The 23,958-nt window shown below is 53.3% G+C and carries 20 protein-coding genes; 18 read left to right on the top strand and 2 right to left on the bottom strand.

Going from position 1 to position 23,958, the window contains the following annotated elements; genetic code table 11:
• Positions 1-82: 82 nt before the first annotated feature.
• Genes BOC67_RS11815 through BOC67_RS11805 form a run of 3 tightly spaced genes read left to right on the top strand, consistent with a single transcriptional unit; the run spans position 83 to position 3,710 of the window.
• A complete protein-coding gene (locus BOC67_RS11815; RefSeq protein WP_291910500.1) occupies positions 83-1,042 on the top strand; it encodes a sterol desaturase family protein in 960 nt (319 codons plus the stop codon).
• Positions 1,039-2,157: a TauD/TfdA family dioxygenase gene (locus tag BOC67_RS11810; protein ID WP_291910498.1), complete on the top strand. Its 1,119-nt coding sequence runs from the start codon at positions 1,039-1,041 to the stop codon at positions 2,155-2,157. Before BOC67_RS11815 ends, BOC67_RS11810 begins: the two co-directional genes overlap by 4 nt.
• Positions 2,158-2,171: 14 nt before the next feature.
• Entirely contained in the window at positions 2,172-3,710 is a 1,539-nt protein-coding gene (locus BOC67_RS11805) for a pyridoxal-dependent decarboxylase (RefSeq protein WP_291910497.1), read from the top strand.
• A gap of 206 nt (positions 3,711-3,916) precedes the next feature.
• Here the strand turns inward: BOC67_RS11805 and BOC67_RS11800 are convergent, their stop codons facing one another.
• The gene (locus tag BOC67_RS11800) at positions 3,917-4,888 is read right to left on the bottom strand and encodes an aldo/keto reductase (RefSeq protein ID WP_291910496.1); all 972 of its coding nucleotides are present in this window, start codon (positions 4,886-4,888) and stop codon (positions 3,917-3,919) included.
• 249 nt (positions 4,889-5,137) lie between these two features.
• Here BOC67_RS11800 and BOC67_RS11795 point away from each other — a divergent pair, with 249 nt between their 5' ends.
• From BOC67_RS11795 to BOC67_RS11785, 3 genes are all read left to right on the top strand, one after another.
• Entirely contained in the window at positions 5,138-5,551 is a 414-nt protein-coding gene (locus tag BOC67_RS11795) for a DNA starvation/stationary phase protection protein (RefSeq protein ID WP_291910495.1), read from the top strand.
• A gap of 18 nt (positions 5,552-5,569) precedes the next feature.
• Positions 5,570-6,085, top strand: coding sequence for an RNA polymerase sigma factor (locus BOC67_RS11790; RefSeq protein ID WP_291910494.1), 516 nt, complete (start codon positions 5,570-5,572; stop codon positions 6,083-6,085).
• Between the two features lie 149 nt (positions 6,086-6,234).
• A complete protein-coding gene (locus BOC67_RS11785; RefSeq protein WP_291910493.1) occupies positions 6,235-6,723 on the top strand; it encodes a VOC family protein in 489 nt (162 codons plus the stop codon).
• A 3-nt stretch (positions 6,724-6,726) separates the two neighbouring features.
• Here BOC67_RS11785 and BOC67_RS11780 read toward each other — a convergent pair whose 3' ends face one another.
• Positions 6,727-7,521 (bottom strand): hypothetical protein, encoded by a 795-nt coding sequence (locus BOC67_RS11780; protein ID WP_291910491.1) that lies wholly within the window; start codon positions 7,519-7,521, stop codon positions 6,727-6,729.
• 443 nt (positions 7,522-7,964) lie between these two features.
• Between BOC67_RS11780 and BOC67_RS11775 the strand changes: the two genes are divergently transcribed.
• The 12 genes from BOC67_RS11775 to BOC67_RS11720 all read left to right on the top strand — a co-directional run bounded on the left by BOC67_RS11775 (position 7,965) and on the right by BOC67_RS11720 (position 23,788).
• Positions 7,965-8,588 (top strand): TetR/AcrR family transcriptional regulator, encoded by a 624-nt coding sequence (locus BOC67_RS11775; protein WP_291910490.1) that lies wholly within the window; start codon positions 7,965-7,967, stop codon positions 8,586-8,588.
• Positions 8,589-8,609: 21 nt separating this feature from the next.
• Positions 8,610-9,887, top strand: coding sequence for a TolC family protein (locus tag BOC67_RS11770; RefSeq protein WP_291910489.1), 1,278 nt, complete (start codon positions 8,610-8,612; stop codon positions 9,885-9,887).
• Positions 9,888-9,899: 12 nt separating this feature from the next.
• Positions 9,900-10,841, top strand: a complete 942-nt coding sequence (locus BOC67_RS11765; protein ID WP_291910488.1) for an HlyD family efflux transporter periplasmic adaptor subunit — start codon at positions 9,900-9,902, stop codon at positions 10,839-10,841.
• A 10-nt stretch (positions 10,842-10,851) separates the two neighbouring features.
• Positions 10,852-11,778 carry an ABC transporter ATP-binding protein gene (locus tag BOC67_RS11760; RefSeq protein ID WP_291910486.1) on the top strand — a complete coding sequence of 309 codons (927 nt, stop codon included), beginning with the start codon at positions 10,852-10,854 and terminating at the stop codon, positions 11,776-11,778.
• A 1-nt stretch (position 11,779) separates the two neighbouring features.
• Positions 11,780-12,523 carry an ABC transporter ATP-binding protein gene (locus BOC67_RS11755; RefSeq protein ID WP_291910484.1) on the top strand — a complete coding sequence of 248 codons (744 nt, stop codon included), beginning with the start codon at positions 11,780-11,782 and terminating at the stop codon, positions 12,521-12,523.
• Positions 12,524-12,530: 7 nt separating this feature from the next.
• Positions 12,531-13,637: an ABC transporter permease gene (locus BOC67_RS11750; RefSeq protein ID WP_291910482.1), complete on the top strand. Its 1,107-nt coding sequence runs from the start codon at positions 12,531-12,533 to the stop codon at positions 13,635-13,637.
• Positions 13,634-14,758, top strand: coding sequence for an ABC transporter permease (locus BOC67_RS11745; protein WP_291910480.1), 1,125 nt, complete (start codon positions 13,634-13,636; stop codon positions 14,756-14,758). The genes BOC67_RS11750 and BOC67_RS11745 overlap by 4 nt, the downstream gene beginning before the upstream one ends.
• A gap of 493 nt (positions 14,759-15,251) precedes the next feature.
• Positions 15,252-18,416, top strand: coding sequence for a TonB-dependent receptor (locus BOC67_RS11740; RefSeq protein ID WP_291910478.1), 3,165 nt, complete (start codon positions 15,252-15,254; stop codon positions 18,414-18,416).
• Positions 18,417-18,426: 10 nt separating this feature from the next.
• Positions 18,427-20,268, top strand: a complete 1,842-nt coding sequence (locus tag BOC67_RS11735) for a RagB/SusD family nutrient uptake outer membrane protein (protein ID WP_291910477.1) — start codon at positions 18,427-18,429, stop codon at positions 20,266-20,268.
• A 68-nt stretch (positions 20,269-20,336) separates the two neighbouring features.
• Positions 20,337-20,747: a hypothetical protein gene (locus BOC67_RS11730; RefSeq protein WP_291910476.1), complete on the top strand. Its 411-nt coding sequence runs from the start codon at positions 20,337-20,339 to the stop codon at positions 20,745-20,747.
• 10 nt (positions 20,748-20,757) lie between these two features.
• Positions 20,758-21,750 (top strand): DUF4466 family protein, encoded by a 993-nt coding sequence (locus BOC67_RS11725; RefSeq protein WP_291910475.1) that lies wholly within the window; start codon positions 20,758-20,760, stop codon positions 21,748-21,750.
• Positions 21,751-21,847: 97 nt separating this feature from the next.
• Entirely contained in the window at positions 21,848-23,788 is a 1,941-nt protein-coding gene (locus tag BOC67_RS11720; protein WP_291910474.1) for a heparinase II/III family protein, read from the top strand.
• Positions 23,789-23,958 lie beyond the last annotated feature (170 nt).

Here is a 23,958-nt window from a genome sequence, read left to right as displayed (position 1 = left end):
CGGAAACCAGGCGGAAGGTCCGTCAGCCCCGGCTGGCGGGCGCCCTCCGCCATCTCTTTCAATCATCTTAAAACACAGCTAAATGGATACCTCTTTGCCCTTATTGCTCGGGAAGATGCAAGGCGTATTCGGCTACATCGTACTCGGGCTGGTGGTGCTGGAATGGGTCATCCTCGTGGTGACCCGCAAAATGGAAAGCAACCGCGAAGGATGGGTCAACATCTTTTCGTACGTGCTGGACAGCATCCCGCCCATCTTCCTCGGCAAAGTCCTGATTTTCGGCGCCATGATGTGGCTATACGAATACCGCCTTTTTACCCCCGGCTACGCCTGGTACATCTGGATACTGGCCTATTTCGTGTACGACTTCATGTTCTGGCTCATTCACTACCTCGGCCACCAGGTGCGCTTTTTCTGGTGCATACACGGCGTGCATCACACCGCGGAGGAAATGAAGCTGACGGTAGCCGTACGTGGCTCCTTCCTCGGCATACTGCATATGCCCCTTACGATCATACCCTTGCCGCTGTTGGGTTTTGATCCCTTTATGTTGTTTATAGTAGAGGCTATCGCCAGATTATACGGCCTCTATGAACACGTCAACGATCACTTCGACAACGTAGTGGGGAAGCAGCGCCGGCTCGAAATTTTTTTCGTTACGCCTTCCGTTCACCGGGTACACCACGCAAAAAACCTGATATACCTCGATCGTAATTACGGGGAAACATTTTCTATCTGGGACCGGATCTTCGGCACCTTCCAAACCGAAGTACAGGAAGTAAAACCCGAGTATGGGCTGCTCAACCATCATATCAACAGCAAAAATCTCTGGCAGGTGCAGGTAGGCCTCTGGAAAGACCTCTGGCGCGATCTGCGGACGGCTCCCGGCTGGAAAAACAAACTCCGCTACCTCTACAAGCCCCCCGGCTGGAACCATGAGGATGGCGGCAAACTGGCCGCCGCCTACCGGGAGGAAGGCTGGCGCCAACTGCAAGCCAAACAGCAGCAAAAAAAAGTGATCCATTTAAACCCTTCTGCATGAAAAATTTAACCGTCACTACGAATCATATACCCCCGGCGGACTGGCAGGCCGGCAGCCTGCCGCCCCAGGCCCCGCTGATAGTGGATATTACCGCACGGGAATCCACCGCTATTCATTACATCGCGCAAAAGCTGATCCGCGAATACGGCAGCTATGAGAACCCTGCCTTCCAGGCCACCCTTCACCTGAACGCCTACCAGCTGCTGCCGGAACGGATTGCCCGCCTGCTCAGCGCGTTCGGTACAGATTTTTCCCCCTCGCAATACGGCGCTATCATCTTCCGTGGACTGATGCAGGTGGACCAGGCAGAGCTGGGCCCAACGCCCGCCAACTGGAAAGCGATGGACCGGGATAAGCTCCATGCCTTCGGATTTATCAGCAGTCTGCTCCACGGCGCCGTGCCCAGTAAGCCGGTGCAGTACTACGCGCAGCGCAAGGGAGGCGGCTTGCTGCATCCCATCATCCCGGATGAAAACATGAGCTACACCCAAACGGGCAGCGGCTCCCGGACGGACCTGTTCGTACACACCGAGGATGCGTTTCTCTTCCACCAGGCGGATTTCCTCAGCTTCCTCTTTCTCCGCAACGAAGAGCAGGTGCCTTCCACCTTGTATTCCATCCGCTCCCACGGCGCTACGGATGCCATCATGGCGCCCCTGTTCCGCCCCATGTATAAATGCCCCAAGGATGCCAATTACAGCCAGGAGGTAGCCACCGGGGACGTAGCGACGGCCAGCGTGCTGTATGGCAACCGCACCTGGCCGTTTATCCGTTTTGATGCCGCGGAGCAATTGCATAACCCGGCAGCCAATCAATCCGCCGAGGCGATGCACCACCTGGAAGAATTCTGGAAGGTGGCTAAAACGCATATCTATAACGCATTCATTCCCCAATCGGGGGACCTGATATTCGTCAACAACCACCTTTGCGCGCATGGCCGCAACGCTTTCCTGGCGGGCTTCCGCAACGACAACGGGCGCCTCGTGCCCTGCGAGCGGCGCATGATGCTGCGCATGATGAGCAAGACGAGCCTGATTCATCTCCGCGCCGTTACCCGCACCAACGATCCTTTCTTTATCATGGAAGAGCACTATGGCAGCTTATTCCGGGACTAACAAAAAAAATACTTATGATAACCGAACAACTTAGCATAGCACAGGAACCGCTGCCATCGCGGGATTCCTTACTGAACGATATTTTTTATGCCGGCAGCGCGGCGGAGTACAAAGCAGCCGTAGAACAGGCCCGGGAAGCGGTGCTGCATTTCCTGGAACATACGCGCCGCCCGTTTTCAGGCGTGAAGCCCGCTACCATCAAGGCCGCCGTAGCCGCGGTAAATTTGGATGCGCCGCTGGAAAGCTATGAGGAACTCATGGCGGAAGTGCAGGCGCTTTACCTGCAACATGCCACGGCTTTCCATCTGCCACAGTACATTGCCCACCTCAACTGCCCGGTCGTAATTCCTGCGCTGGCGGCGGAGGTGATCATCAGCGCCATCAACTCCTCCCAGGATACCTACGACCAGAGCGCCGGCGGCACTTTCATGGAGCGCCGCCTGGTAGACTGGACCTGCGAGCAGCTGGGTTTTGGAGCCGGGGGAGATGGCATCTTCACCGGGGGCGGTTCTCAAAGTAATCTCATGGGATTGCTTCTTGCGCGGGACCATTTTGCGATGCGCGTCCATGGCGTTAACATCAAACGGGAAGGGCTACCCGCAGCGGCGCTGCGTTACCGCATTTTTGTGGCGGAAACGGCGCATTTCAGCAACCAGAAAAACGCCGCACTGATGGGGCTGGGAGAGCAGGCCATTGTAAAGGTAAAAACGGATCAGCGCTTCCGCATGGATGCGGCTGCCCTGGAACAGGCCATTGCAGCGGAGCTGGCCGCGGGGAACATTCCCATCGCGGTGGTGGCTACGGCAGGCAGTACGGATTTCGGGAACATTGATCCCCTGCAGGAAATAGCTGCCCTGGCTGCAAAGTACCGGCTATGGATGCATGTGGATGCGGCTTATGGCTGCGGGCTGCTGCTCTCTGCCAAACACCGGGCATTGCTGAATGGCATTGAACTGGCGGATTCGGTGACGGTGGATTACCACAAATCATTTTTCCAGCCGGTGAGCAGCAGCGCTTTTTTGGTGAAGGATAAGGAGACCTTAAAAATAGTGCAGCATCATGCGGACTATCTCAATCCTGCTGAGCAGGATTACGACGAGCTGCCGGCGCAGATCAACAAGTCCGTCACCCAGAGCACCCGCCGCTTCGATGCGCTGAAACTCTGGTGTACGCTGCGTTTGACGGGAAAAGAAAAGCTCGGTAGCTATACCGACCGGATGATTGCCACCACAGCGGCCACCGCTGCCCTGATGGAAAAAGACGAAGAGATTGAACTCCTGACGCACTCCGACATTGGCATACTCGTCTTCCGATTTGCGCCCGGCCGGGCAGGTATTGACGTAGCGGCCTTAAATCTCTCTATAAAAAAATCCCTTTTTTTTGACGGTACTTTACTGGTAGCCAGTACAAAGGTAGGCGGGGAGTTTTACCTCAAATTCACGATCCTGAACCCGCTGACTACGGTCGCGGATACACGCGATATGCTGAAGGCGATCAAAGCACGGGGGTATGAGTTGCTAAGCACGGGGAGGTTTGCTCGCAAAGGGGCATAAGGTGGCAAAGCTCGCAAAGGGGGGGGGTGCTCGCAAAGATGCATAAGGTGGCAAAGATCGCAAAGGGGGTAAGATAGCAAAGGGGCATAAGGTGGGGAAGTTTGCAAAGAAGAGATTTTTTTGATTCAGAGAATATTCTTAACCTATAACATAACACAATCCTTTGCGAGCTTACCAACCTTACGCCCCTTTGCGAGAAAAAAATCCTATTGTGACCAGCCCGTTGGCGTTCTGTCCCAGCGGTGGTTTTTTAGCGCTGCCAGCAGGGAGGCCGGTAATCCTTTGCCATCGCTGGCGGCCATGTTGGCGTTTACGTTCCTGATTTTGCGCATACCGGGGATAGTAGTGCTGATATCCGGGTTGCTGAGGATGAAGCGCAGGGCCATTTCCGGCATGGTCATGCCTTCAGGGATCAGCGGCTTCAGGGCATCGGCATGTTCCACGCTGCTGATGAGGTTTTCCGGCACAAAGTAGGTGGCGCGCCAGTCGCCCGCGGGGAAAGTGGTTTCCTTCGTGAAAGTGCCGGTGAGCGTGCCTTCGTCGAAGGGTACGCGGGCGATTACGGCGATGTTCTTTTCCCGGCAGAGCGGCAGGAGGTTGTCTTCCGGCGCCTGGTCAAATATATTGTAGATCACCTGTACGGCATCGATGAGGTCCGTCTTCAGCGTTTGCAGGCAGTTATCCGGTTCCCAGCGGTTGACGCTGATGCCCCAGTGTTTTACCTTGCCCTGTTGCTGTAATTTGGTGATGGCTTCCTTCCATTCGTCCTGGTTTACCCAATGGTCCTCCCAGACGTGGAACTGTTGCAGATCGATGCAATCCACCCCCAGGTTTTTCAGGCTTTTTTCTGTGTACTCCACGATGTAGTCCGCCGGAAATACGTCTTGCAGGGAGTACTCCGGTTTGGATGGCCATTTCCTGTTTTTAGGCGGTATTTTGGTAGCGGCATACAGTCGTTTCCCGGGATGCCGTTTCATGGTCTTATTCAGTATCTCTTCGCTCAGGCCTTCGCCGTAGCCCCAGGCCGTATCAAAGAAGTTACAGCCCAGTTCGATGGCGCGGTCCAGTGCGGCGTTGACTTCCGCTTCTTCGGAGCCCGTCCACCCGGCCATGCCCCACATGCCATAGCCGATCTCACTCACTTTCCAGCCTGTTCTGCCAAATACTCTGTATTCCATTGTAAGCAATTTTTTAAGTTAAAATTTTACAGGGCTTAAATATACCGAATTGACGTTGGTTTTTCTAACGCTATCGCTTGGAAGTACAAAATAGGAAGAGGATCATTATGTACATCAGAATCCGTTATCTGTCCATTGAGCGGCCGGGGATCATTGATGAATTTTACATCATCGGAAAACGGAAAATTTTTTAACATGAAAGCGAACATAGGTTTAAGCGACGCAAATGCGTAGGCAGTAGGATTATTATTGAACGGGTTACTGGCGGATGAGCAGGTCTTGTATCATAAGGTTAGGAACTATCACTGGAATGTTACGGGAACCAACATGATTGAACTGCACAAATTCTATGAAGCGCAGTACACGGAGCTGGCGGATGTAATTGACGATACTGCAGAACGTATCCGCAAAGTAGGCCACTTTGCGATGGGCCGCATGGAAGATTACCTCAAGCTTGCCAGCCTGCTCGAAGGGGAAAGCACCAGCGAACGCGTGCAGCAATGGACCAACCTGCTCAACGACCACGAAACGCTGGTGCGGGAGATCAAGCAGAAGATCAGTACGACGGAGCAATACAATGATCCCGGTACGGTCGACTTCCTGACCAACGTCCTGAAGGTGCATGAAAAATGGGCCTGGATGATCCGTGCCTATCTTAGTTAACTTCAAAATCCCACAGTTATGTTTAACCAGGAATTTGAATGCCAGTTGCCACTGGTAGTGGAGGCGCTCATGCCTTTTGCGATCAAGCTGACGCGCAACAGGGACGCGGCCCGGGATCTTTGCCAGGACACGCTTTGCCGCGCGCTGGTCAACAAGGATAAATTTGCGGCCGGCACCAGTATGGAAGCATGGTTGCTGGTGATCATGCGGAATATTTTCCTGAATAATTACAGGAGAAAGCAGCTGCACGATAAATATGAAACCTACAGCAAACATGAGGTAGCGTATGCGGCGGACCGCAACCTGCATTACAACAGTACGGAGATGGCGCTTACCCTGAAGGAGCTGCAGGAAGGGATGGATGGCTTGCCGGGCAAGTTCAGGCTTACTTTCCAGTTGTACAGCCAGGGTTATAAATACCAGGAAATTGCGGACATGATGAAAGAGCCGATGGGGACTATCAAAAGTCGCATCCACATGGCCAAGCGCATGCTGCGGAATAATGTGCCCGCATGGGCGGAAGCTTATGCTTAAGTGACGGCAACCAAGGCCGGCCCGGCAAATCTCCCAGGTATTTGCCGGCCGCTTGGATTGTCGGAATTGGCCTGTAAAATGTCGTTTTGTACCCCTCCAAAATTGCATTGCTATCAGTAGGTTTGTATCAGAATAAAAAACTGATTACTATGCAAAAGATCACCCCCTTTTTATGGTTCAATGGTAACGCTGAAGAAGCGACTAACTTTTATACCGGCATCTTCAATAACTCCAAAGTAGTAAGTATTAACCGCATGCCGGGCCAGGAGCCGGGCCAGCAGGGGCCTGTGTTCTCCACCGTGTTTGAGCTGGAAGGCCAAACGTTTTACGCGATGAACGGCGGTCCGCAATTCAGCTTTACGCCTGCCATCTCCCTGTTTGTGAACTGTAAAACCCAGCAGGAAGTAGATGAGCTCTGGGAAAAGCTGACGGCGGATGGCGGTAAGGAAGACCGTTGCGGTTGGCTGACGGATAAGTTCGGCCTTTCCTGGCAGATCATTCCCGAACAGCTGGGGCAGTATATGGCGGATAAGGATCCGGCGAAATCCGGCAGGGTAATGCAGGCGCTGATGGGCATGGGGAAACTGGACATCCAGGCGCTTACCGATGCGTACAATGGCGTGGGCGCAGAGGCGTAACGCTTACCACTGGATAATCTGCAACAGTATTTTCCATCCTGCCTGTGTGTGATTCCACACCCGCATGTAATTATTTCTTTTGCTTCCTTCCAGCGTGTAGCCGTACACGTAACCCAGGTCACGGTCTTCCGAAAGGCCGCCGGCTACAGGTTTGAACATAATCCTCCCATGCACCTGGTTGATGGCCTGCATGATGCTGCTGCTGTCGTGCAAAGGAGGGAAGCCTTCGAGGTTAAACCAGGTGGCTCCGTCAATATATTCACTGAATGCCAGGTTCCCGGAAGTCTGATAGGCTTTCAGGAACCTGGCTTCTACTTCCCTTATATCCCCGATGCCGGAGGGGAGGCTGCTTACCTTCGCTATCCTCGTCCTGGTAATGGTATCCACTTTTGAAGGAGGGGTAGGCACCCCGATGTCCAGCACTACTTTCCAGTTACCATACGCATCTTTTGCCCAGATGCTGCTGAATTGCCCGTGACCCCTGGCGGAATCGCTGCCGGGCACGCGTACTTCATAGGGGCCGGTGGTAAAGCCCGTGTTGCCGCTTAGGGCGGTATAAGAGTACACCGGTTTCCAGATCAGTTGTACGTTGGATTCGGGTTGCTTCCAGATTTGCTGACGGCCGTTTTGGATGATCCCGTCCTGGAAGGTGACGGCGGAACTGTCCAGGTAGCGCAGGAAGGCCCGCTTGATACCGGAATCTCTGGCGAGGGCTGCAAACGAGGTTTCTGCTTCCGTGATGCGTTGTTGTGCAGATACCGTTGTGGCGAAAAGCAGGATAAATAACAGGTAGCGCATGTTGGTGTATTGAAGATGCTGCGACTAATTTGGGGTCAGTCGGAAAAATTACGTTAGCGAATATATCGAAATCACGATAATTATAATGTCAGTTTAACAGCAGTAATGGCGAATTTACCATCAGCTGTTCATAAATACGAAAATGGATAAGTGCGGGTTGCTTTTTAAAAAAATTTCCTATAGCAAACTGCGGCATTGGAGCAAAAGCACCTCTGCGGGCAGTGAATGCATTTACTAGACGGTGTCAATATTGGCAGTTGCCTCAGTCAACTTTCCCGGGGACGGGTACTTTTTAATCCTGCGTGCCTAGATCTTTCTACATAATAAAAAAACAAACGGCTTATACCACAGGGGCGGGGGTGAAAATTATTTTTGAACAATTGTTTAATACATTTGTTTAATTCAGAAATCACTCCTACATTTGAATCGCAAACAGCAGTACCATGGCAAAAGCGACGCGGAAGAAAAAAGATGCGGATGCCCCTGCGGAGGAAAAGATCCTGGCGGCGGCGAGGGCGGTCTTTACCCGTAATGGTTATGCCGCTACCACGGTGAGGGATATTGCCGCGGAGGCGGACCTGAATTTTTCGCTGGTGAATTATTATTTCCGCAGCAAGGAGAAGCTGTACGACCTGGTGATGAAGGACGCCATCCGGCAGCTGCTGCATGGCATCAAAGGCCTGCTGGACGATGTGCATACCAGTCCGCAGGAAAAGATTGACCTCGTTTGCGCGCAGTGGATAGACATGCTGCTGGTACACCCCGACCTGCCGCTGTTCGTAATGAACGGCGTGGCGAACAGCTCCAACGACATTACAAAAGAACTGGTAGAGAATAACGTTTTCCTGACTTCCTATTTCGTCCGTCAACTGGTGGAACTGCATGGGAAGGGGCAGCTGAAAACGGCGCCCCTGCACCTGGTGATGAATATGGTCAGTATGCTCACGCTGCCTTTCGTGGCGCGGCACCTGCTGCTGAAAACCGGGGCGATCGACATGAAGCAGTTCCGCGCGATGATGGAAGAACGAAAGACGCTGATACCCGCGTGGCTGAAGACGATGCTTTAACCTTCTTAATAAATCGGTTTTATGACGCAGAAGCTAATCGCCCTGAAGCTGGCGCTGTGGCTGCTTTTGACGGGGGCGCCGGCGGCGGGGCAACTGCCTGTACTCACGCTGGACGAGTGCCATGACCTGGCGGCGGCCAATTATCCGCTGATCAGGCGCTATGACCTGATCGGCGCCAGTCGCGACTACTCCCTGGCCAATGCCGGCAAAATCTACCTGCCGCAATTCAACCTCTCCGGCCAGGCCACCTACCAGTCGGAGGTGGTGCGCTTTCCCCAGCTGCCGCCGGCCATAGGTATATCCTTCCCAACGCTTAGTAAGGACCAGTATAAAATAGCTGCGGAAGTGCAGCAGACTCTCTTTGACGCCAACGCTTCCCGCAATCATAAGGCCGCCATCCGCGCCAATGCGGAGGTGGAAAAGCAAAGCGTGGCGGTGAGTCTGTACGCGGTGCGGGAAAAAGTGGACCAGCTGTATTTTTCCATCCTGCTGATGGACGAGCAGCTGAAGCAGCACCGGCTGCGCATGGCGGACCTGGACAATGCCATTGAAAAAGTGAGCGCCGCTTACCGGAACGGCGTCGCCTACCGCAGCAATGTGGATGAACTCAAGGCCGAGCGGGCTTCGGCACAATCCCAGGAAATTACGTTTATAGCTAACCGTAGCGCCTATACGCAGATGTTAGGCATTTTTATTGGCCGGCAGCTGGCGGACAGCGTGGCGCTGCAAATGCCGCAGGAGCAGGCCCCGGCGGCGGAGGTACGCCGGCCGGAGCTGGCGTTGTATCAATACCGCCGCAACGCCGTAGATGCGCAGGAGCGGCAACTGCAATCCGATTACCTGCCGCGGTTCAACGCGTTTTTCCAGGGCGCTTATGGCCGGCCGACGCTCAACTTCCTGGACAACGACTTCGGGGCCTGGTATGTGACCGGCCTGCGGTTGAACTGGAACTTCGGCAGCTTGTACAGCCTGCGGAACAACCGGCGTTTGCTGGAAAACAACCGCAGGTCCATTGCCGTGGAGGAAGAGACATTTCTTTTCAACACCAACCTGCAACTCGTGCAGCAGCGGGGGGAACTGCGGAAATACCGGGAGATGATTGCCGCGGATGAAGAGGCGATTGGCTACCGGGCTTCCGTCAAACAATCCGCCAAAGCCCAGCTGGAAAACGGTGTGATCACCGTGCATGAATTTATTAATCAGCTGAACGCGGAAAACCAGGCGCGGCAGCTGCTGATCCTGCACCGGCTGCAGCTCCTGCAGGCTATGTATCAATATAAATTTACTTCGGGTAATTAACAATAGTACATCATGAAACAGCTAGTTAGTATTGCTGCCTCGCTGGCCCTCCTCGCTGCCTGTACCAACAAAGGCCCGCAGGCGGATGCTTCCGGCAATTTTGAAGCGGATGAAGTGATTGTATCCGCCAGGCAAAACGGGGAACTGCTCTCGTTCCAGGCGCAGGAAGGCGCTACGCTTCGTGCAGGCGATACCGTTGGACAGATTGACGTGAAGATACCAGCGCTGCAGCAGGCGCAGGTAGAAGCCTCGATTGCGGCGTTGCAGCAAAAAACGAGCAGTCCGGCCGAAAGGAACCAGCTGGTCCGAAAGCAGCTGGCCGTGCAGGAAGCGCAGCTGGAGCAGCTACTGCGGGAACAGCGGCGTACGGAAAACCTGGTCAGAGAAGACGCCGCCACGCGCAAACAGCTGGATGATATAAACAGCCAGGTGGAGCAGATGCGCAGGCAAATTGCGGCCACCCGCCAGCAGATTAACGTGGACGACTATACGACCGGCGTGCAGAACCGCTCCGTGCTCAGCGAGAAAGCCCCGTTGCAAATGGCCGCGGCGCAGTATGCCGAACAGGTGCAAAAGGGTTTGATCATCAACCCGATCACCGGCGTGGTGCTTACCCGTTATGCGTTGCAGGGGGAGCTGGCTACGGTGGGCAGGCCATTGTATAAAATCGCCAATACAGATACGCTGTACCTGCGGGCTTATGCGGACGGCACGCAGCTGCCGCAGATCAAGCTCGGGCAGCAGGTAACGGTACGGATAGACCAGGGGCGGAAAGATTATAAATCGTACACGGGCACTATTACCTGGATTGCCGCGAAATCGGAGTTCACTCCCAAAACGATACAGACGAAGCATGAAAGGGCCAACCTGGTGTATGCGATCAAGATAAAAGTGAAAAACGACGGGTTCCTGAAAATCGGGATGTACGGAGAAGCGCTTTGGTCACAACAATAAATTTCGCAAAATGGAGGCAGTAGTACTCGACGGCATCACCAAAACGTATGCAGGAGGGAAGGTGCTGGCGGTGGACAATGTGTCCCTTACCGTAAAGCCGGGAGAGCTGTTTGGCCTGATAGGCCCTGACGGCGCCGGTAAAACCAGCATTTTCCGGGTGCTGACTACGCTGTTGCAGGCGGACAAAGGCAGTGCGACGGTGCAGGGCCTGGACGTGGTGAAGGATTACCAGCGTATCAGGCAAATACTGGGCTATATGCCGGGGAAGTTTTCCCTCTACCAGGACCTGACGGTGGAGGAGAACCTGCACTTTTTTGCCACGCTGTTTGGCACTACCATCGAAGCGAATTACGGCATTATCCGGGAAATATACGAACAGCTGAAGCCCTTTAAGGACCGGCGCGCCGGCAAGCTCTCCGGCGGGATGAAGCAAAAGCTGGCGCTTTGCTGTGCGCTGATCCATAAGCCGGAAGTGCTGTTCCTGGATGAACCCACTACGGGAGTGGACGTAGTTTCCCGGCGGGAGTTCTGGGACATGCTGGCCCGGCTGAAGAGCATGGGCATCACGATCCTCGTGTCCACCCCATACATGGATGAAGCGAGCCTTTGCGAAAGGATTGCGCTGATACAGGCGGGGCGTATTATGCAGATAGACGCGCCGGAGCAGATTGTGCGGAGCTACCCCGTACGGCTATACGCAGCGAAAGCGGACGATATTTACGGCCTGCTGAAAGATATGCGGGAAAACCCTGCGGTGGAGAGTTGTTATGCATTCGGGGAGTACCTGCACCTGACGATGAAAAGTGAAACAGCGGATGCGATCATGGCTTTGGAGGGATTTGCCCGGGAGCGGGGGCATACGGGTATTACCGTGAAAGAGATAGCGCCGGGAATAGAAGATACATTTATCCGGTTGATGAATCAAAAAACGCAATAGTATGGGAGAGCAGGTAATTGTATGTAAAGAACTGACGAAGCGTTTCGGCGATTTTTACGCGGTGAACAACATCAGTTTTGAGGTGAACAAGGGGGAGATATTTGGTTTCCTCGGGGCGAACGGGGCCGGGAAAACGACGGCCATGCGCATTTTGTGCGGGTTGTCGTACCCCAGCAGCGGATCGGCTACGGTGGCGGGTTTTGACGTGTATCGCCAACAGGATGAAATTAAAAAGAACATTGGGTACATGAGTCAGAAATTTTCCCTTTACGAAAACCTGACCGTGTCGGAAAATATTGAGTTTTACGGGGGCGTATATGGCCTGAGCAGGGCGGTGATCCGGGAGCGCAGCGCGGCGCTGATCCAGACGCTGGGGCTGGAAAAAGAAGCTAAAAAGCTCGTAGGGGAGTTACCGTTAGGCTGGAAGCAGAAGCTGGCTTTTTCGGTGGCGATCTTCCACCGGCCGCAGATCGTGTTTTTGGATGAGCCTACGGGCGGGGTGGACCCGGTGACGCGGCGACAGTTTTGGGATATGATTTATGAGGCGGCTGCCGGCGGGATCACGGTGTTTGTGACGACGCATTACATGGATGAGGCGGAGTATTGCAACCGGGTGACGATCATGGTAGACGGGAAGATTGAAGCCCTGGATGCGCCGCAGGCGCTGAAGCAGCGCTTCGGGGCCGGGAATATGGAGGAAGTATTTTATCAGCTGGCCAGGTCCGCCAAGCGTTCATCAGACTGATTAATGTATGAAACAGCTACTGGTATTTATCCGCAAAGAGTTCTATCACGTGTTCCGCGACCGGCGCACGCTGCTGATTATGTTTGGCCTGCCGGTAGCGCAGATATTGCTGTTTGGCTACGCGCTGACCAGCGAGGTGAAAAATGCGGATATCGTGATCAGCGACCAGGCGCAGGATGCGAATACGGCCAGGATCATCAGTAAGATCAAGTCCTCTTCCTACTTTATTGTGCATGAGCAGCAGCTGGCGGGGCCGGAGATAGACGCGGCGTTTAAGCGCGGGCGCATCAAATGCGTGTTGAACTTTCCGCCGCAGTTTGGCAGTGATCTGCGGCATGATGGGAAGGCGAGCGTGCAGATTATCGCGGATGGCTCCGATCCGAATACCGCGAAGACGCTGGTGAATTACCTGACGGCTATTATGGCGGGGTACCAGCAGGAGTTGGGCGGCGGAGGCGGCGCGCCGGTGGGGATTGTACCGGAGTTGCGCATGCTGTATAACCCCGAGGGCAATGGCTCGTTGAATTTCATCCCCGGGGTGATAGCGTTGATTTTTATGATCGTATGCGCTACGCTGACATCTGTTTCCGTGGTGAGGGAGAAGGAGTTGGGGACGATGGAAATACTGCTGGTATCGCCGTTTCACCCGATCATGGTGTTGATAGCGAAGGCGATTCCTTACCTGGTATTGTCCCTCGTGAATTTTACATTCATCCTGGTGTTGTCCGTCGGTTTCCTGGATATTGCGGTGAAGGGCAGTTTGCTGTTGCTGTTTGCGGAGAGTACTTTGTTTATTATCACCTGCTTGTCAGTAGGGTTGCTGATCAGCAATATTGCCGCATCGCAGCAGGCGGCCATGTTGATTTCCATGATGGGGATGATGCTGCCAACGCTGTTGCTGACGGGTTTTATGTACCCGTTGGAGAATATGCCGTTGTTCCTGCAGTTGATTTCGAACCTGGTGCCGGCCAGGTGGTATTACCTGATTGTAAAGGCGGTGATGCTGAAGGGGCTTGGGTTTGGCGCGGTATGGAAGGAAACGCTGGTGCTGGCCGGGATGACGGGCGCTTTGTTATCCCTGGCATTACTGAAGTTTAAAACCAGACTGGAATGAAGAAACTTGGTTTTTTATTGCAGAAGGAGTTCAGGCAGATATTGCGGGACAGGATTATCCTGGCGATGATATTTGCCATGCCTACCATACAGCTGATCATACTGCCGCTGGCGGCTAATTTCGAGGTGAAGGACATCAAGGTGGTGGTGGTAGATCATGATCACAGCACGCTTACGCAGCGGATGCTGGGCAAGTTGGGTGCGGGGGGATATTTCCGTATAACCGGCGCCGTTAGTTCCTACGCGGAGGCGTTGCGTTATGTGGAGCGCAATGAGGCGGATGTGGTGATGGAGATTCCGGCGGATTTTGAGCGGAACCTGGTGCGGGAGGGGAGGCAGCAGGTCTCGCTTTCGATAGATGCGATCAACGGGGCAAGGGCGTCGATTGGCGGCGCTTACCTGAATTACATCATAACTGAGTTCAGTCAGGGTACGGACCTGGACGTTGCGCGTGCGGCGCACCCGGCAGCGGCGGGCACGCCGGTAATCAACGTGACCTATAACACCTGGTACAATCCCAGGGAGCAGTATAAATATTACATGGTGCCAGGGATCTTCGTGTTGTTGCTGACGCTGATCGGCGGTTTTATGTCCGCCCTGAATATTGTAAAAGAGAAGGAGATAGGCACCATTGAGCAAATAAACGTGACGCCTATACGAAAATGGGAGTTCATCAGCGGCAAGCTGATTCCCTTTTGGATAATGGGGCTGATCATCTTTACGATTGGGTTGCTGGTGGCGTATGTGGTGTATGGGATTGTTTCCGTGGGGCCGTTATGGTTATTGTATTTGTTTGCGGCGGTGTACCTGGTAGCCTTGCTGGGTTTCGGTTTGCTGATTTCTACGTATAGCGCCAGCCAGGTGCAGGCGATGTTTTTGGCTTTCTTTTTTATGATGATATTCATGCTGATGAGCGGGTTGTTTACGGCTACGGAAAGCATGCCTGCATGGGCGCGGACGATATCGGCGCTGACGCCGGTTACGCATTTTGTAAAGGTGATCCGGATGGTAATGCTGAAGGGGAGCGGCTTTGCGGATGTGAGATGGGAGTTTTGCTATGAGATTGCGTTTGCGGTGGTGCTGAATGCCTGGGCGGTATTTAATTACAGGAAGACCAGCTAAGGGTTTCCTTATCAGGATAAGTTCGGATAATTCCTCCGAAAACGTTTGCCCTCCTTGATTTCAACGGTACTAATTTATTTCCGCCCTGTTTTTACCACTGATATTATTTCACTGGATTTTTATAGAATTTTAACATTCTAAAGAAATTTTGTTAGAAACTATCAAATTTCAGGATAATAATTTCTATTTTGTTGGAAGTTTATTTATTTCAATCGATTGTTTTTTATATTTTTGATCGTGTACTGATATTCACTGATACAAACAAAACAAATCAACTGAAGAGAAAAGACCAAAATTTTTCCCACGTATGAAATTAATTGGCTCATGACTTAAGGTGTAGTGTACTAACTTTTTCATGCAAACGTTTGCTGTGCCATTCCAATTTGTCGGTTACCGGCCAGGCTTTCTATTGCTATTTTATCATGCATTCTAATTACATAGGTATCGGACTGTAACCCGATTCAGCCTTTTATTGCTCAAAAATTAATACCTAATGATTCACTATTTACCACGTTCTTCATCGGGTAAACTACGTTTACACTGGATGATGCTGACACTGATACCCGCAGCGGGTATGATCTGTACCGCGCCTGCCTATGCGGCCTCAGGTGCATCCGGTAATGCTGCAGCTGAATTTTTTCAGCAGGATCCGGCGCAATCACATGTTATCACAGGGGTCGTAACCGACGAGAAGGGACAGCCGGTGCCCGGCGTTACCATCGCTGTGAAAGGTACTTCGCACGGCACAGTGACCGATGCAAAAGGGGCGTATTCACTGCGTTTCCCCGCCAGCGTGAAATCGCCCGTACTGGTATTTACCTCCCTGGGATTTTCCGCCAAAGAAGTGCCATACACCAATCAGAAAACATTGAATCAGCAAATGACCACCGACCAGAAGGCGCTGGGAGAGGTGGTAGTAGTAGGTTATGGCACCCAGCGTAAAGTAAACATGGTGGGCGCCGTTTCCGCTATTAAAGTGGATGAGAAGATGGCCGGCCGCGCCGTGTCCAACGCCTCCTCCGCCCTCAGCGGCATGGTGCCCGGCCTGGCAGTAAACCAGCCGATGGGGATGGCCGGTAAAAACGGCGCAAACCTCACCATCCGCGGGCTGGGTACGGTGAACAACGCCAACCCGCTCATCGTGGTGGACGGTATGCCTGATGTGGACATCAACACCATTAACATGAACGACATTGAGAGCATTTCGGTATTGAAAGATGCTACCTCTGCGTCTGTGTATGGTTCCCGCGCTGCGAACGGGGTAATCCTTGTTACTACCAAATCAGGTAAAGGCAATAAGAAGACGCAGTTTAACTTCAACGGCTTTTACGGCGTAGCCAAGCCTACGAAATCGTATGATTTTATGGCGGACTACCCGCGGTCGCTCACCCTGGCGCAAATGCAGCAGCGCGTGGGTACCCTGCGCGACCTGCTCACTTTCCACGATGGTACCATCGACCAGTGGATGGCTATGGGCATGATCGATCCGCTGGCGTATCCGAATACGGACTGGTGGAACATCATCATGCGCGACGGTGTGAATGAGAATTATAATCTCTCTGCCTCCGGGGGCAACGATGTATCCAACTTCTTCGTGTCCGTTGGTATGCAGAACGAGCAAGGGTTACAGATCAACAACGATTACAAAAGGTATAACGCACGTTTTAACTTCGATTATAAACTGCGCCCGAATATGAACGTGGGTGTGAAATTCGCCGGCGTATGGACCAAGTTTACCTATGCCCTGGAAGACGGTTTCACGGACGATGATGGCTCCGGCAACTTTGACCTGCAATACGCGATTGCCGGTATCACTCCCTACGATCCGGTCACTGGCAAATTTGGCGGCGTAATGGCGGCCAACGAGGACCCGCAGGCGTTCAACCCGTACATGATGTTCACCCAGAACAAAAATGACCAGAACCGCCAGCAACTCAATGCCAACGTGTATTATGACTGGTCCCCCATTAAAGGGCTGACCGCCAAAATCGATTACTCCCTGGCTTACTATAACCAGTTCCGTTACAGCGCGCCTATCCCGACCACGGCCTGGAACTTCCAGACCATGATGAACGGCAGCCGTGTATATTATGGCGCAAATTCCGGCGTTTCCAACGTAACCAGCAGCGGCTATAAAACACAGCTGAACGGTAGCCTGACCTACCACAAGGCTTTCAATAAAAACCATGACCTCACGGTATTGGGTGTGTACTCCGAAGAGTACTGGTACGACCGTAACCTGAGCGCGAGCCGTAACGACCGCCTCTATCCGGACCTCCATGAGATCGACGGGGCTCTGACCAGCATCCAGGGAACCGGCGGTAATTCCAGCACGGAAGGGCTGCGTTCCTACATCGGCCGTATTAACTATACCGCGTACGATAAATACCTGCTGGAACTCAACTTCCGCACGGATGGTTCTTCGAAATTCCTGAAAGGCAGCCAGTACGGCTTCTTCCCGTCCGCCGCACTGGGTTGGAGATTCATTGAAGAGGACTTTGTGAAACGCTATGTATCCAACTGGCTGAGCAACGGTAAGCTGCGCGCTTCCTACGGTACGCTGGGTAACAACAGCGGGGTAGGCCGTTATGAGCAACAGGAAACCCTGGCCATGGCTTCCTACTTCCTGGATAAGGACATCGTGAAAGGGTTCGTAAACCAGAAAATGGTGAACCGGGACCTGACCTGGGAAACCACCTCTGTGTTCAACCTCGGTCTGGACCTGGGCTTCTTTAACAGTCGCCTCAACGCCGAGCTGGATTACTACAACCGCCTGACCACCGGCATGAACAGGCCTTCCGACCTCTCCATGCTGCTCACCGGCGCTTACGATGCGCCCCGCAAAAATATCGGTAACCTCCGTAACCAGGGCGTGGAGCTGAACCTGAACTGGACGGACAAGCTGTCCAACGGCATCAGCTACATGCTGAATGGTAATATCTCCTACAACCGCACTACGCTGGAAAAATGGAATGAGTACCTGGGCCGTGGTTATACCTTCCTGAACATGCCTTACCACTTCGTGTACACTTATACTGACAGGGGTATCGCCAAAACCTGGCAGGATGTGTATAATGCCACACCACAGGGCGCTTCGCCGGGGGATATCCTCCGCAATGACGTGAACGGGGATGGTATTATCGACGGGAATGATAAGGTGGCGCAGGATAAGTTCCAGCGCGACAGGCCGACTACCAACTATGCATTGTCCGGCAACGTCAGCTGGCATGGCGTCGACTTCAGCTTCCTGCTGCAGGGCGCTGCCGGCCGTAAGGACTACTGGCTCAACAACTATAACAATGTCAATTTCAGCGCTACCCGCTATGCCGCTACCTGGGACCACTGGAATAATCCATGGAGTACGGACAATCCGAATGGCATCTGGCCGCGGCTCGGCGGCAGCGGTAACCGCGAGGAAACCACTTTCTGGCTGGATAATTTGGCCTACCTGCGCCTGAAAAATATTCAGCTGGGTTACACCATTCCTGCCCGCCTCGTGAAACTGGCCAAGATCAATAGTGTGAGGATTTACGGTTCCGCTGAAAACCTGGCTACCATTACCAGGTTCCGCGGCCTGGATCCTGAAATGACCGGCAACAGGAACATTGCGTATCCGCTGCTGAAGAATTATTCCCTGGGTGTGAATGTTGGATTCTAATTAAATTGTTATGAAGAGAAAGTCATTATCTATTATACGCACCGCAGTACTCGCTTCTTCCGTGGCGATGCTGGCTACCGGTTGCACCAAAAACCTGCTGGACCAGCAACCTACTACAGAAGTAGGCTCCAGCTTTTTCTGGAAAACGGAAGATGATGCCACCTATGCACTGATGGGCGCTTACAACGCTACCCGTTCAGTGTTTGACCGCGATTATTATTTTGATGGTCAGGGAGAGTACACCCGTACCCGTGGTACATCCACTTCCAGCGGCGACCCATACAACCCCTCCAGCAGCGCCGGCTACCAGAGCGCGAACTATGGGGATAAATTCGACAACTATTTCAAAGCCTTATATGGTTCTGTCAACCGCGCCAACTACGTCATTGAGAACGTGAAATCGATGATCGACCGCAAGGTGGGCAACCGCGAAAAGCTGGAAGTGATCATCGGCGAGGCGCGCTTGCTGCGCGGTATGACCTACTTCCGCCTGATCAGCATGTGGGGCGACGTGCCTTATTTTGACAAGGTGGCTACTTCCAACGCGGACGTACAAACGCTGTCCCGTATGCCTATCGCCCAGATCAAGGATTCGATCATGAACGATTTTACCTACGCGTTTGAAAAGCTGCCGGCGAAACCATCGGCGGTGGGTCGCGCTGCCAAGCCGGCCGCCCTGGCTTTCCGCGGTAAGCTCCAATTGTTCTGGGGTTCCTGGAATAAAAACGGCTGGCCGGAGCTGACGACTTTCAAGCCCGATGCAACTGCGGCCAGCGAGGCGTTTAAAGCCGCTGCGGCAGATTTCGGACATGTGATCAACGACTATGGCCTGACCCTCTTCAGAGGCGGAGAGCCGGGTAATATTGATACCCTGGGCGGAGCAGAAATACTGCCCAACTACTTCTACCTGTTTATGCCGGCAGCGAATGGCGATGCGGAAATGATCATGGCGTTTACCCATGGCGGTACCAGCACCGGCCAGGGCGAGTCGCTGATGCGCGACTTTGCAGGCCGCACCATGCAGCGTTCCCAATGCTGGGTGAGTCCGCGTTATGAACTGGCAGACCGCTACCAGCTCATCACCACCGGCGAGGAAGCGCCCAAGCTGAAACCGATGGCGCCAGGCGCCGCCGGCGCCAGAACTGCGCCTAACTCGGCCCTGAACCCGCAGAGCTATGCCAACCGCGACTACCGTATGAAATCTACCATCATGTGGGATTACGAAAAAGCGCTGGGCATGCAGGCGTTGAAGTCCACCGGTTTTGCGCCGTTCATTTACAAATCCTGGAACCTGGCCATCAGGCTCGGCGGGGTGGACTATATCACCTATGATACCGACGGTTGCAACTCCGGCTACGTGTACCGCAAGTTCGTACGTAATTACGCCGGTCAGGATCGTACTGACGGCGATTACAACTACCCGGTCATGCGCCTGGCAGATGTATTCCTGATGTATGCAGAAGCCAGCAACGAGGCCTATGGCCCGCAGGCGGATGCCGTAGCGCTGGTGAACAAAGTGCGTCATCGCGGTAACCTGCCTCCGTTGAAGGCGGACCGGTATGCCAGCAAAGATGCCTTCTTCGCGGCAATAGAGCAGGAGCGGATTGTGGAGCTGGTGGCAGAAGGTCAGCGTGCGTTTGACCTGCGCCGTTGGAGAAAACTGGAAAAACTCTACGGCGGTTTGGGTGGCGTAGGCGTTGGCCAGCAGGATACCCAGGGCGCGGTAAGGCAATCGCCCGTGGTATTCCAGAACGCCACTGAAAGGGATTATGCGAGAGCGTACATCTTCAAGATCCCGCAGAGTGAGCGCGACCGGAATCCGAACCTGACACAAAACACGCCTTGGTTATAATCGACATTAGACAATCAGGAGGTGGCAGCGCGGTAACCGCATTGCCATCTCCCCAAAATAAAATCAGTATGAAGAAATTTGTAATCATCAGCGGCCTTTTCCTGCTTGTGGCAGGAATGATCAGCAGCTGCAAGAAGAATGACCTGCCGGTGGATGAAGATGGATTGCTGATCACCACCCGTACCGATTGCTACGTTTCCAACTTTGAGTTGCTCGGGGCCGACTTCCAGACTGTGAGAAGTAAAGCGCCTGTTATAGATACCGCTGCCGGTACTATTACCCAGGAGGTGTTTTACGGGGCGGATTTGAAGAACCTCTGGCCGCAGCTGACGCTGGCGCAGGATTGTAAGCTGGAGCCTAAGATCACCGGCCGGACCGATTTTTCAGACCTTGCAAATCCGCGCCAATACACTGTTGTATCAGGTAACAGGCAAGTGAGAAAAACTTACAAGATCATCATCACCGTTCAACAAAAGTAAAACCTGAGACATGAGAATTAATTTCAGATCATATACACCCGCCCTTTTAGGCGTGATGCTGCTGGCGGCATCCTGCGCAAAGGACGATACCTATAAGACGCCCATTCCTAAAGACCAGCTGCAGAACGATTGCATCAAGCGTTCTACCGGTCCGAATATTTCCGGCGGCTACATTGAATTTGCCTATGCGATGGCATTGCCGGCAGCCAAAGGAAAGCTGGTGGCGGCCCAGGTAGAGGCTAGCATTGCCGGCGCGGCAGGCACCTACCTGGAAAACAAATCCTACTATTACGAGAATTCCCTGCAGGTGGACGTAGGGATCCCGATTGGCGATCCTTCCGTGACCACAGGCAATACTACCGTTACGACCTTCACGAAAGATACGATGGCGGCTACGCTCCGTTATTTCTACCGCATCCCGGACGAGGCGAAAGGCAAGTCAGTAAGTTTCACCTTTTCTGCCAAATCCAGCAATGGGGAAAACGTGTCCTACAAAATGGGACCTTATGAAATATCCACAATGGATATGAAGCTGGACCTGAACATGACAGATGGGGATTCCACTTATTTCTCCATCGCCGACATGAAGGTGTATGCGAAGAACCAGGCGGTGGATCCGGCAAAAATTGACCTGATCTATATGTACCGCACTTCGGCTACCGCCAGCCTGAAGCATGCGCTGGTAGCGCCGGGCGCGCCGAAGGAGTACCTGCAGGATTTTGTGGTACCGGGCGGCGCAGCCAATGTGACGAAGCTGGTGAAGGCGTACAACCTCCGCGATCAGCAGCTGGCGCGCCTGCAATACGGCGTATTTATTACCGATGCTGATTTCAAAGCTATTGATTTCAATAATCAGCCGAGTTACCTCTTCAACCTGAAGGCGGAAGGCGGTACCTGGGTGGAAAGCGCGGACGGCAAGTACAGGGCGTTTATCTACATCAATAAGGTAGACGATACGAAGAAGTCGATGGTGATCAGCGTGAAGCGTTACCAGGTGAAGTAATTTCTATCCCTTATATGCACAAAAAGGCGCCCCCTGGCGCCTTTTTGTGCATATGATTCACCGGCTACCGGCAGAATCAGACCATAAATTTCCACTTATGAAAAAGACCTTACTACTACTCGGGTTGCTGACGGCGGCGGTAACCCTGCACGCGCAAAACCTGCTCAGCGGTCGCTACAGCGAGCAGGAGCTGGCTGCCAGGCTGATTCCGCGGGACAAATGGGAGCCTTTCCCTGCCCGGGAAAAAAGAGCCGTATGGACTACTGTTGATACTACGCTCGCCGCCAATACCATCAAAGCCGCCGAAGGTTACCTGCATTATGAATGGCCGGGCATCCCTGCTACGATTTCCATGCTGATTGTTCGCACCGGCGACCGCCGGCAGTACCAGGACATTGCCAACCGCAAGCGCGATGTGCTGGCTACGCTGATGATGGCGGAGGTGTATGAAGACAAGGGCCGGTTTACGGATGATATCATCAATGGCATCTGGTCTATCTGCGAAGAGTCCTTCTGGGGCGCTTCCGCGCATTTGCCCAAAGGCAAGGACGGAGGGCTGCCGGATGTTGCCAATCCTTTTGTGGAGCTGTTTTCCGCTGAAACGGCGGAATTGCTCGGCTGGGTGGATTACTTCCTGGGCGACAAGCTGGATGCCGCATCGCCGATGATACGCAAACGCATATACGATGAAACCAATCGACGAGTTTTTACCCCGCTGATGACGAAGCATCATGGCTGGATGGGGATTAGCAGCTCCGGCAGGCGGCCGAATAACTGGAACCCCTGGATATCGTCCAACTGGCTTTGCGCCGTCTTATTGCTGGAACGGAATGAGCAGTTGCGGGCGGCGACCGTCAGCAAAATACTCCATACCCTGGACCAATTCCTGAATCCCTATCCGCAGGATGGCGGGTGCGATGAAGGGCCGGGATATTGGAGCGGAGCGGCAGCTTCCCTGTATGACAATATTTGTTTACTGAACCTGGCTACCAACAACGCTTTTGGCTATGTGCTGAAAGATTTGAAGGTAAAGCATATGGCGCAGTTTATTTATAAGGCGCAGATCAGCGAAGATTATTTTATCGACTTCGCAGATGCTGATCCGCAGCCGGGTATGAATGGTAGCCTCGTGTACCGCTTTGGAAAAGACGTTGGCGATCCGGACATGATGAAATTCGGCGCCTGGTATATACAGCCTGACCGCCAGGGTATTTGGCGCGGGACGTATATGTATTACCGTAACTTCTTTTCCCTGTTCATGAAGGACGAGTTCCGCAAGGCGGAAAAGGGGCTGCCCTTGCTGGAAAACGTTTGGTGGCCGGACCTGGAGGTGATGGCTGCCCGCGACAAGGGTGGTACTGCCAAAGGATTTTATGTGGCGGCCAAAGGAGGTAATAACGATGAAAGTCACAACCACAATGATGTAGGTAATTTTATAGTGTATTATGACGGCCTGCCTGTGTTGATTGACGTAGGGCGTGGCACCTATACTGCGCGCACTTTCAGCGGGCAGCGGTACGACATCTGGTTCAACCGTTCCGATTTTCACAACCTGCCTACCGTTAACGGATACACGCAGCCGAACGGTCCGGAATACAAGGCTACGAATGTGAGCAGTACCAGTCATAAAGCCGGCAGTATCATGCAACTGGACCTCGCGAAAGCTTACCCGGCGGAAGCGGGGATTCAAAGCTGGAACAGGACGGTGCAGTTAATCAAGCGGCAGCAGGTGGTAGTAGAGGACCAGGTGAGTTTGCAGCGCAGGGATAGTATAACGCAGCACCTGATGACGTGTTTTCCGGCGGAGGTAACGGCGCCGGGCGTTATTACCATTCATGCGGAGGGCAAGGATTACCGGTTGACTTACCCCGCGAAGATGAAAGCTGGCGTGGAGAAGCTGGTATTGACGAAAATGGAGGATAAGGGGATTATACAGAAATGGGGAGATAGTATCTACCGGATTAATCTGGAGTTGGTGGCGCCGGCGGCGAAGGAGAAGTTTGTATATACCATAAAGCCGGGGAGCGGAGGGAGGTAGGATGGCGGAGGCGGGTACGGCATTTGCCTGCTGGTAATTGGCGGACTGGTCGTTCCTGTTAAAGCAGTTTTAAACGGGGTATTTGCCGGACTCGTAGTTGTCGACTTTAACGCCGGTAATTGCTGCATTAGTATTTGTCGCCTTTAACGCGGGTAGTTGCTTCATCAATA

The sequence above is a fragment of the Chitinophaga sp. CB10 genome (assembly GCA_001870995.2).
Lineage (GTDB): Bacteria > Bacteroidota > Bacteroidia > Chitinophagales > Chitinophagaceae > Chitinophaga.
The sequence above is the reverse complement of the archived record's forward strand: the minus strand, read 5'-3'. Positions and strand labels throughout refer to the sequence as shown.

What these genes read in the sequence shown, in the direction of transcription:
- BOC67_RS11755 (WP_291910484.1), top strand. Translation starts at nt 11,780, where the DNA reads ATGGGAGAGCAGGTAATTGTATGTAAAGAACTGACGAAGCGTTTCGGC.
- BOC67_RS11740 (WP_291910478.1), top strand. Translation starts at nt 15,252, where the DNA reads ATGATTCACTATTTACCACGTTCTTCATCGGGTAAACTACGTTTACAC.
- BOC67_RS11765 (WP_291910488.1), top strand. Translation starts at nt 9,900, where the DNA reads ATGAAACAGCTAGTTAGTATTGCTGCCTCGCTGGCCCTCCTCGCTGCC.
- BOC67_RS11730 (WP_291910476.1), top strand. Translation starts at nt 20,337, where the DNA reads ATGAAGAAATTTGTAATCATCAGCGGCCTTTTCCTGCTTGTGGCAGGA.
- BOC67_RS11780 (WP_291910491.1), bottom strand. Translation starts at nt 7,521, where the DNA reads ATGCGCTACCTGTTATTTATCCTGCTTTTCGCCACAACGGTATCTGCA.
- BOC67_RS11815 (WP_291910500.1), top strand. Translation starts at nt 83, where the DNA reads ATGGATACCTCTTTGCCCTTATTGCTCGGGAAGATGCAAGGCGTATTC.
- BOC67_RS11735 (WP_291910477.1), top strand. Translation starts at nt 18,427, where the DNA reads ATGAAGAGAAAGTCATTATCTATTATACGCACCGCAGTACTCGCTTCT.
- BOC67_RS11790 (WP_291910494.1), top strand. Translation starts at nt 5,570, where the DNA reads ATGTTTAACCAGGAATTTGAATGCCAGTTGCCACTGGTAGTGGAGGCG.
- BOC67_RS11805 (WP_291910497.1), top strand. Translation starts at nt 2,172, where the DNA reads ATGATAACCGAACAACTTAGCATAGCACAGGAACCGCTGCCATCGCGG.
- BOC67_RS11770 (WP_291910489.1), top strand. Translation starts at nt 8,610, where the DNA reads ATGACGCAGAAGCTAATCGCCCTGAAGCTGGCGCTGTGGCTGCTTTTG.
- BOC67_RS11810 (WP_291910498.1), top strand. Translation starts at nt 1,039, where the DNA reads ATGAAAAATTTAACCGTCACTACGAATCATATACCCCCGGCGGACTGG.
- BOC67_RS11800 (WP_291910496.1), bottom strand. Translation starts at nt 4,888, where the DNA reads ATGGAATACAGAGTATTTGGCAGAACAGGCTGGAAAGTGAGTGAGATC.
- BOC67_RS11760 (WP_291910486.1), top strand. Translation starts at nt 10,852, where the DNA reads ATGGAGGCAGTAGTACTCGACGGCATCACCAAAACGTATGCAGGAGGG.
- BOC67_RS11775 (WP_291910490.1), top strand. Translation starts at nt 7,965, where the DNA reads ATGGCAAAAGCGACGCGGAAGAAAAAAGATGCGGATGCCCCTGCGGAG.
- BOC67_RS11720 (WP_291910474.1), top strand. Translation starts at nt 21,848, where the DNA reads ATGAAAAAGACCTTACTACTACTCGGGTTGCTGACGGCGGCGGTAACC.
- BOC67_RS11745 (WP_291910480.1), top strand. Translation starts at nt 13,634, where the DNA reads ATGAAGAAACTTGGTTTTTTATTGCAGAAGGAGTTCAGGCAGATATTG.
- BOC67_RS11750 (WP_291910482.1), top strand. Translation starts at nt 12,531, where the DNA reads ATGAAACAGCTACTGGTATTTATCCGCAAAGAGTTCTATCACGTGTTC.
- BOC67_RS11785 (WP_291910493.1), top strand. Translation starts at nt 6,235, where the DNA reads ATGCAAAAGATCACCCCCTTTTTATGGTTCAATGGTAACGCTGAAGAA.
- BOC67_RS11725 (WP_291910475.1), top strand. Translation starts at nt 20,758, where the DNA reads ATGAGAATTAATTTCAGATCATATACACCCGCCCTTTTAGGCGTGATG.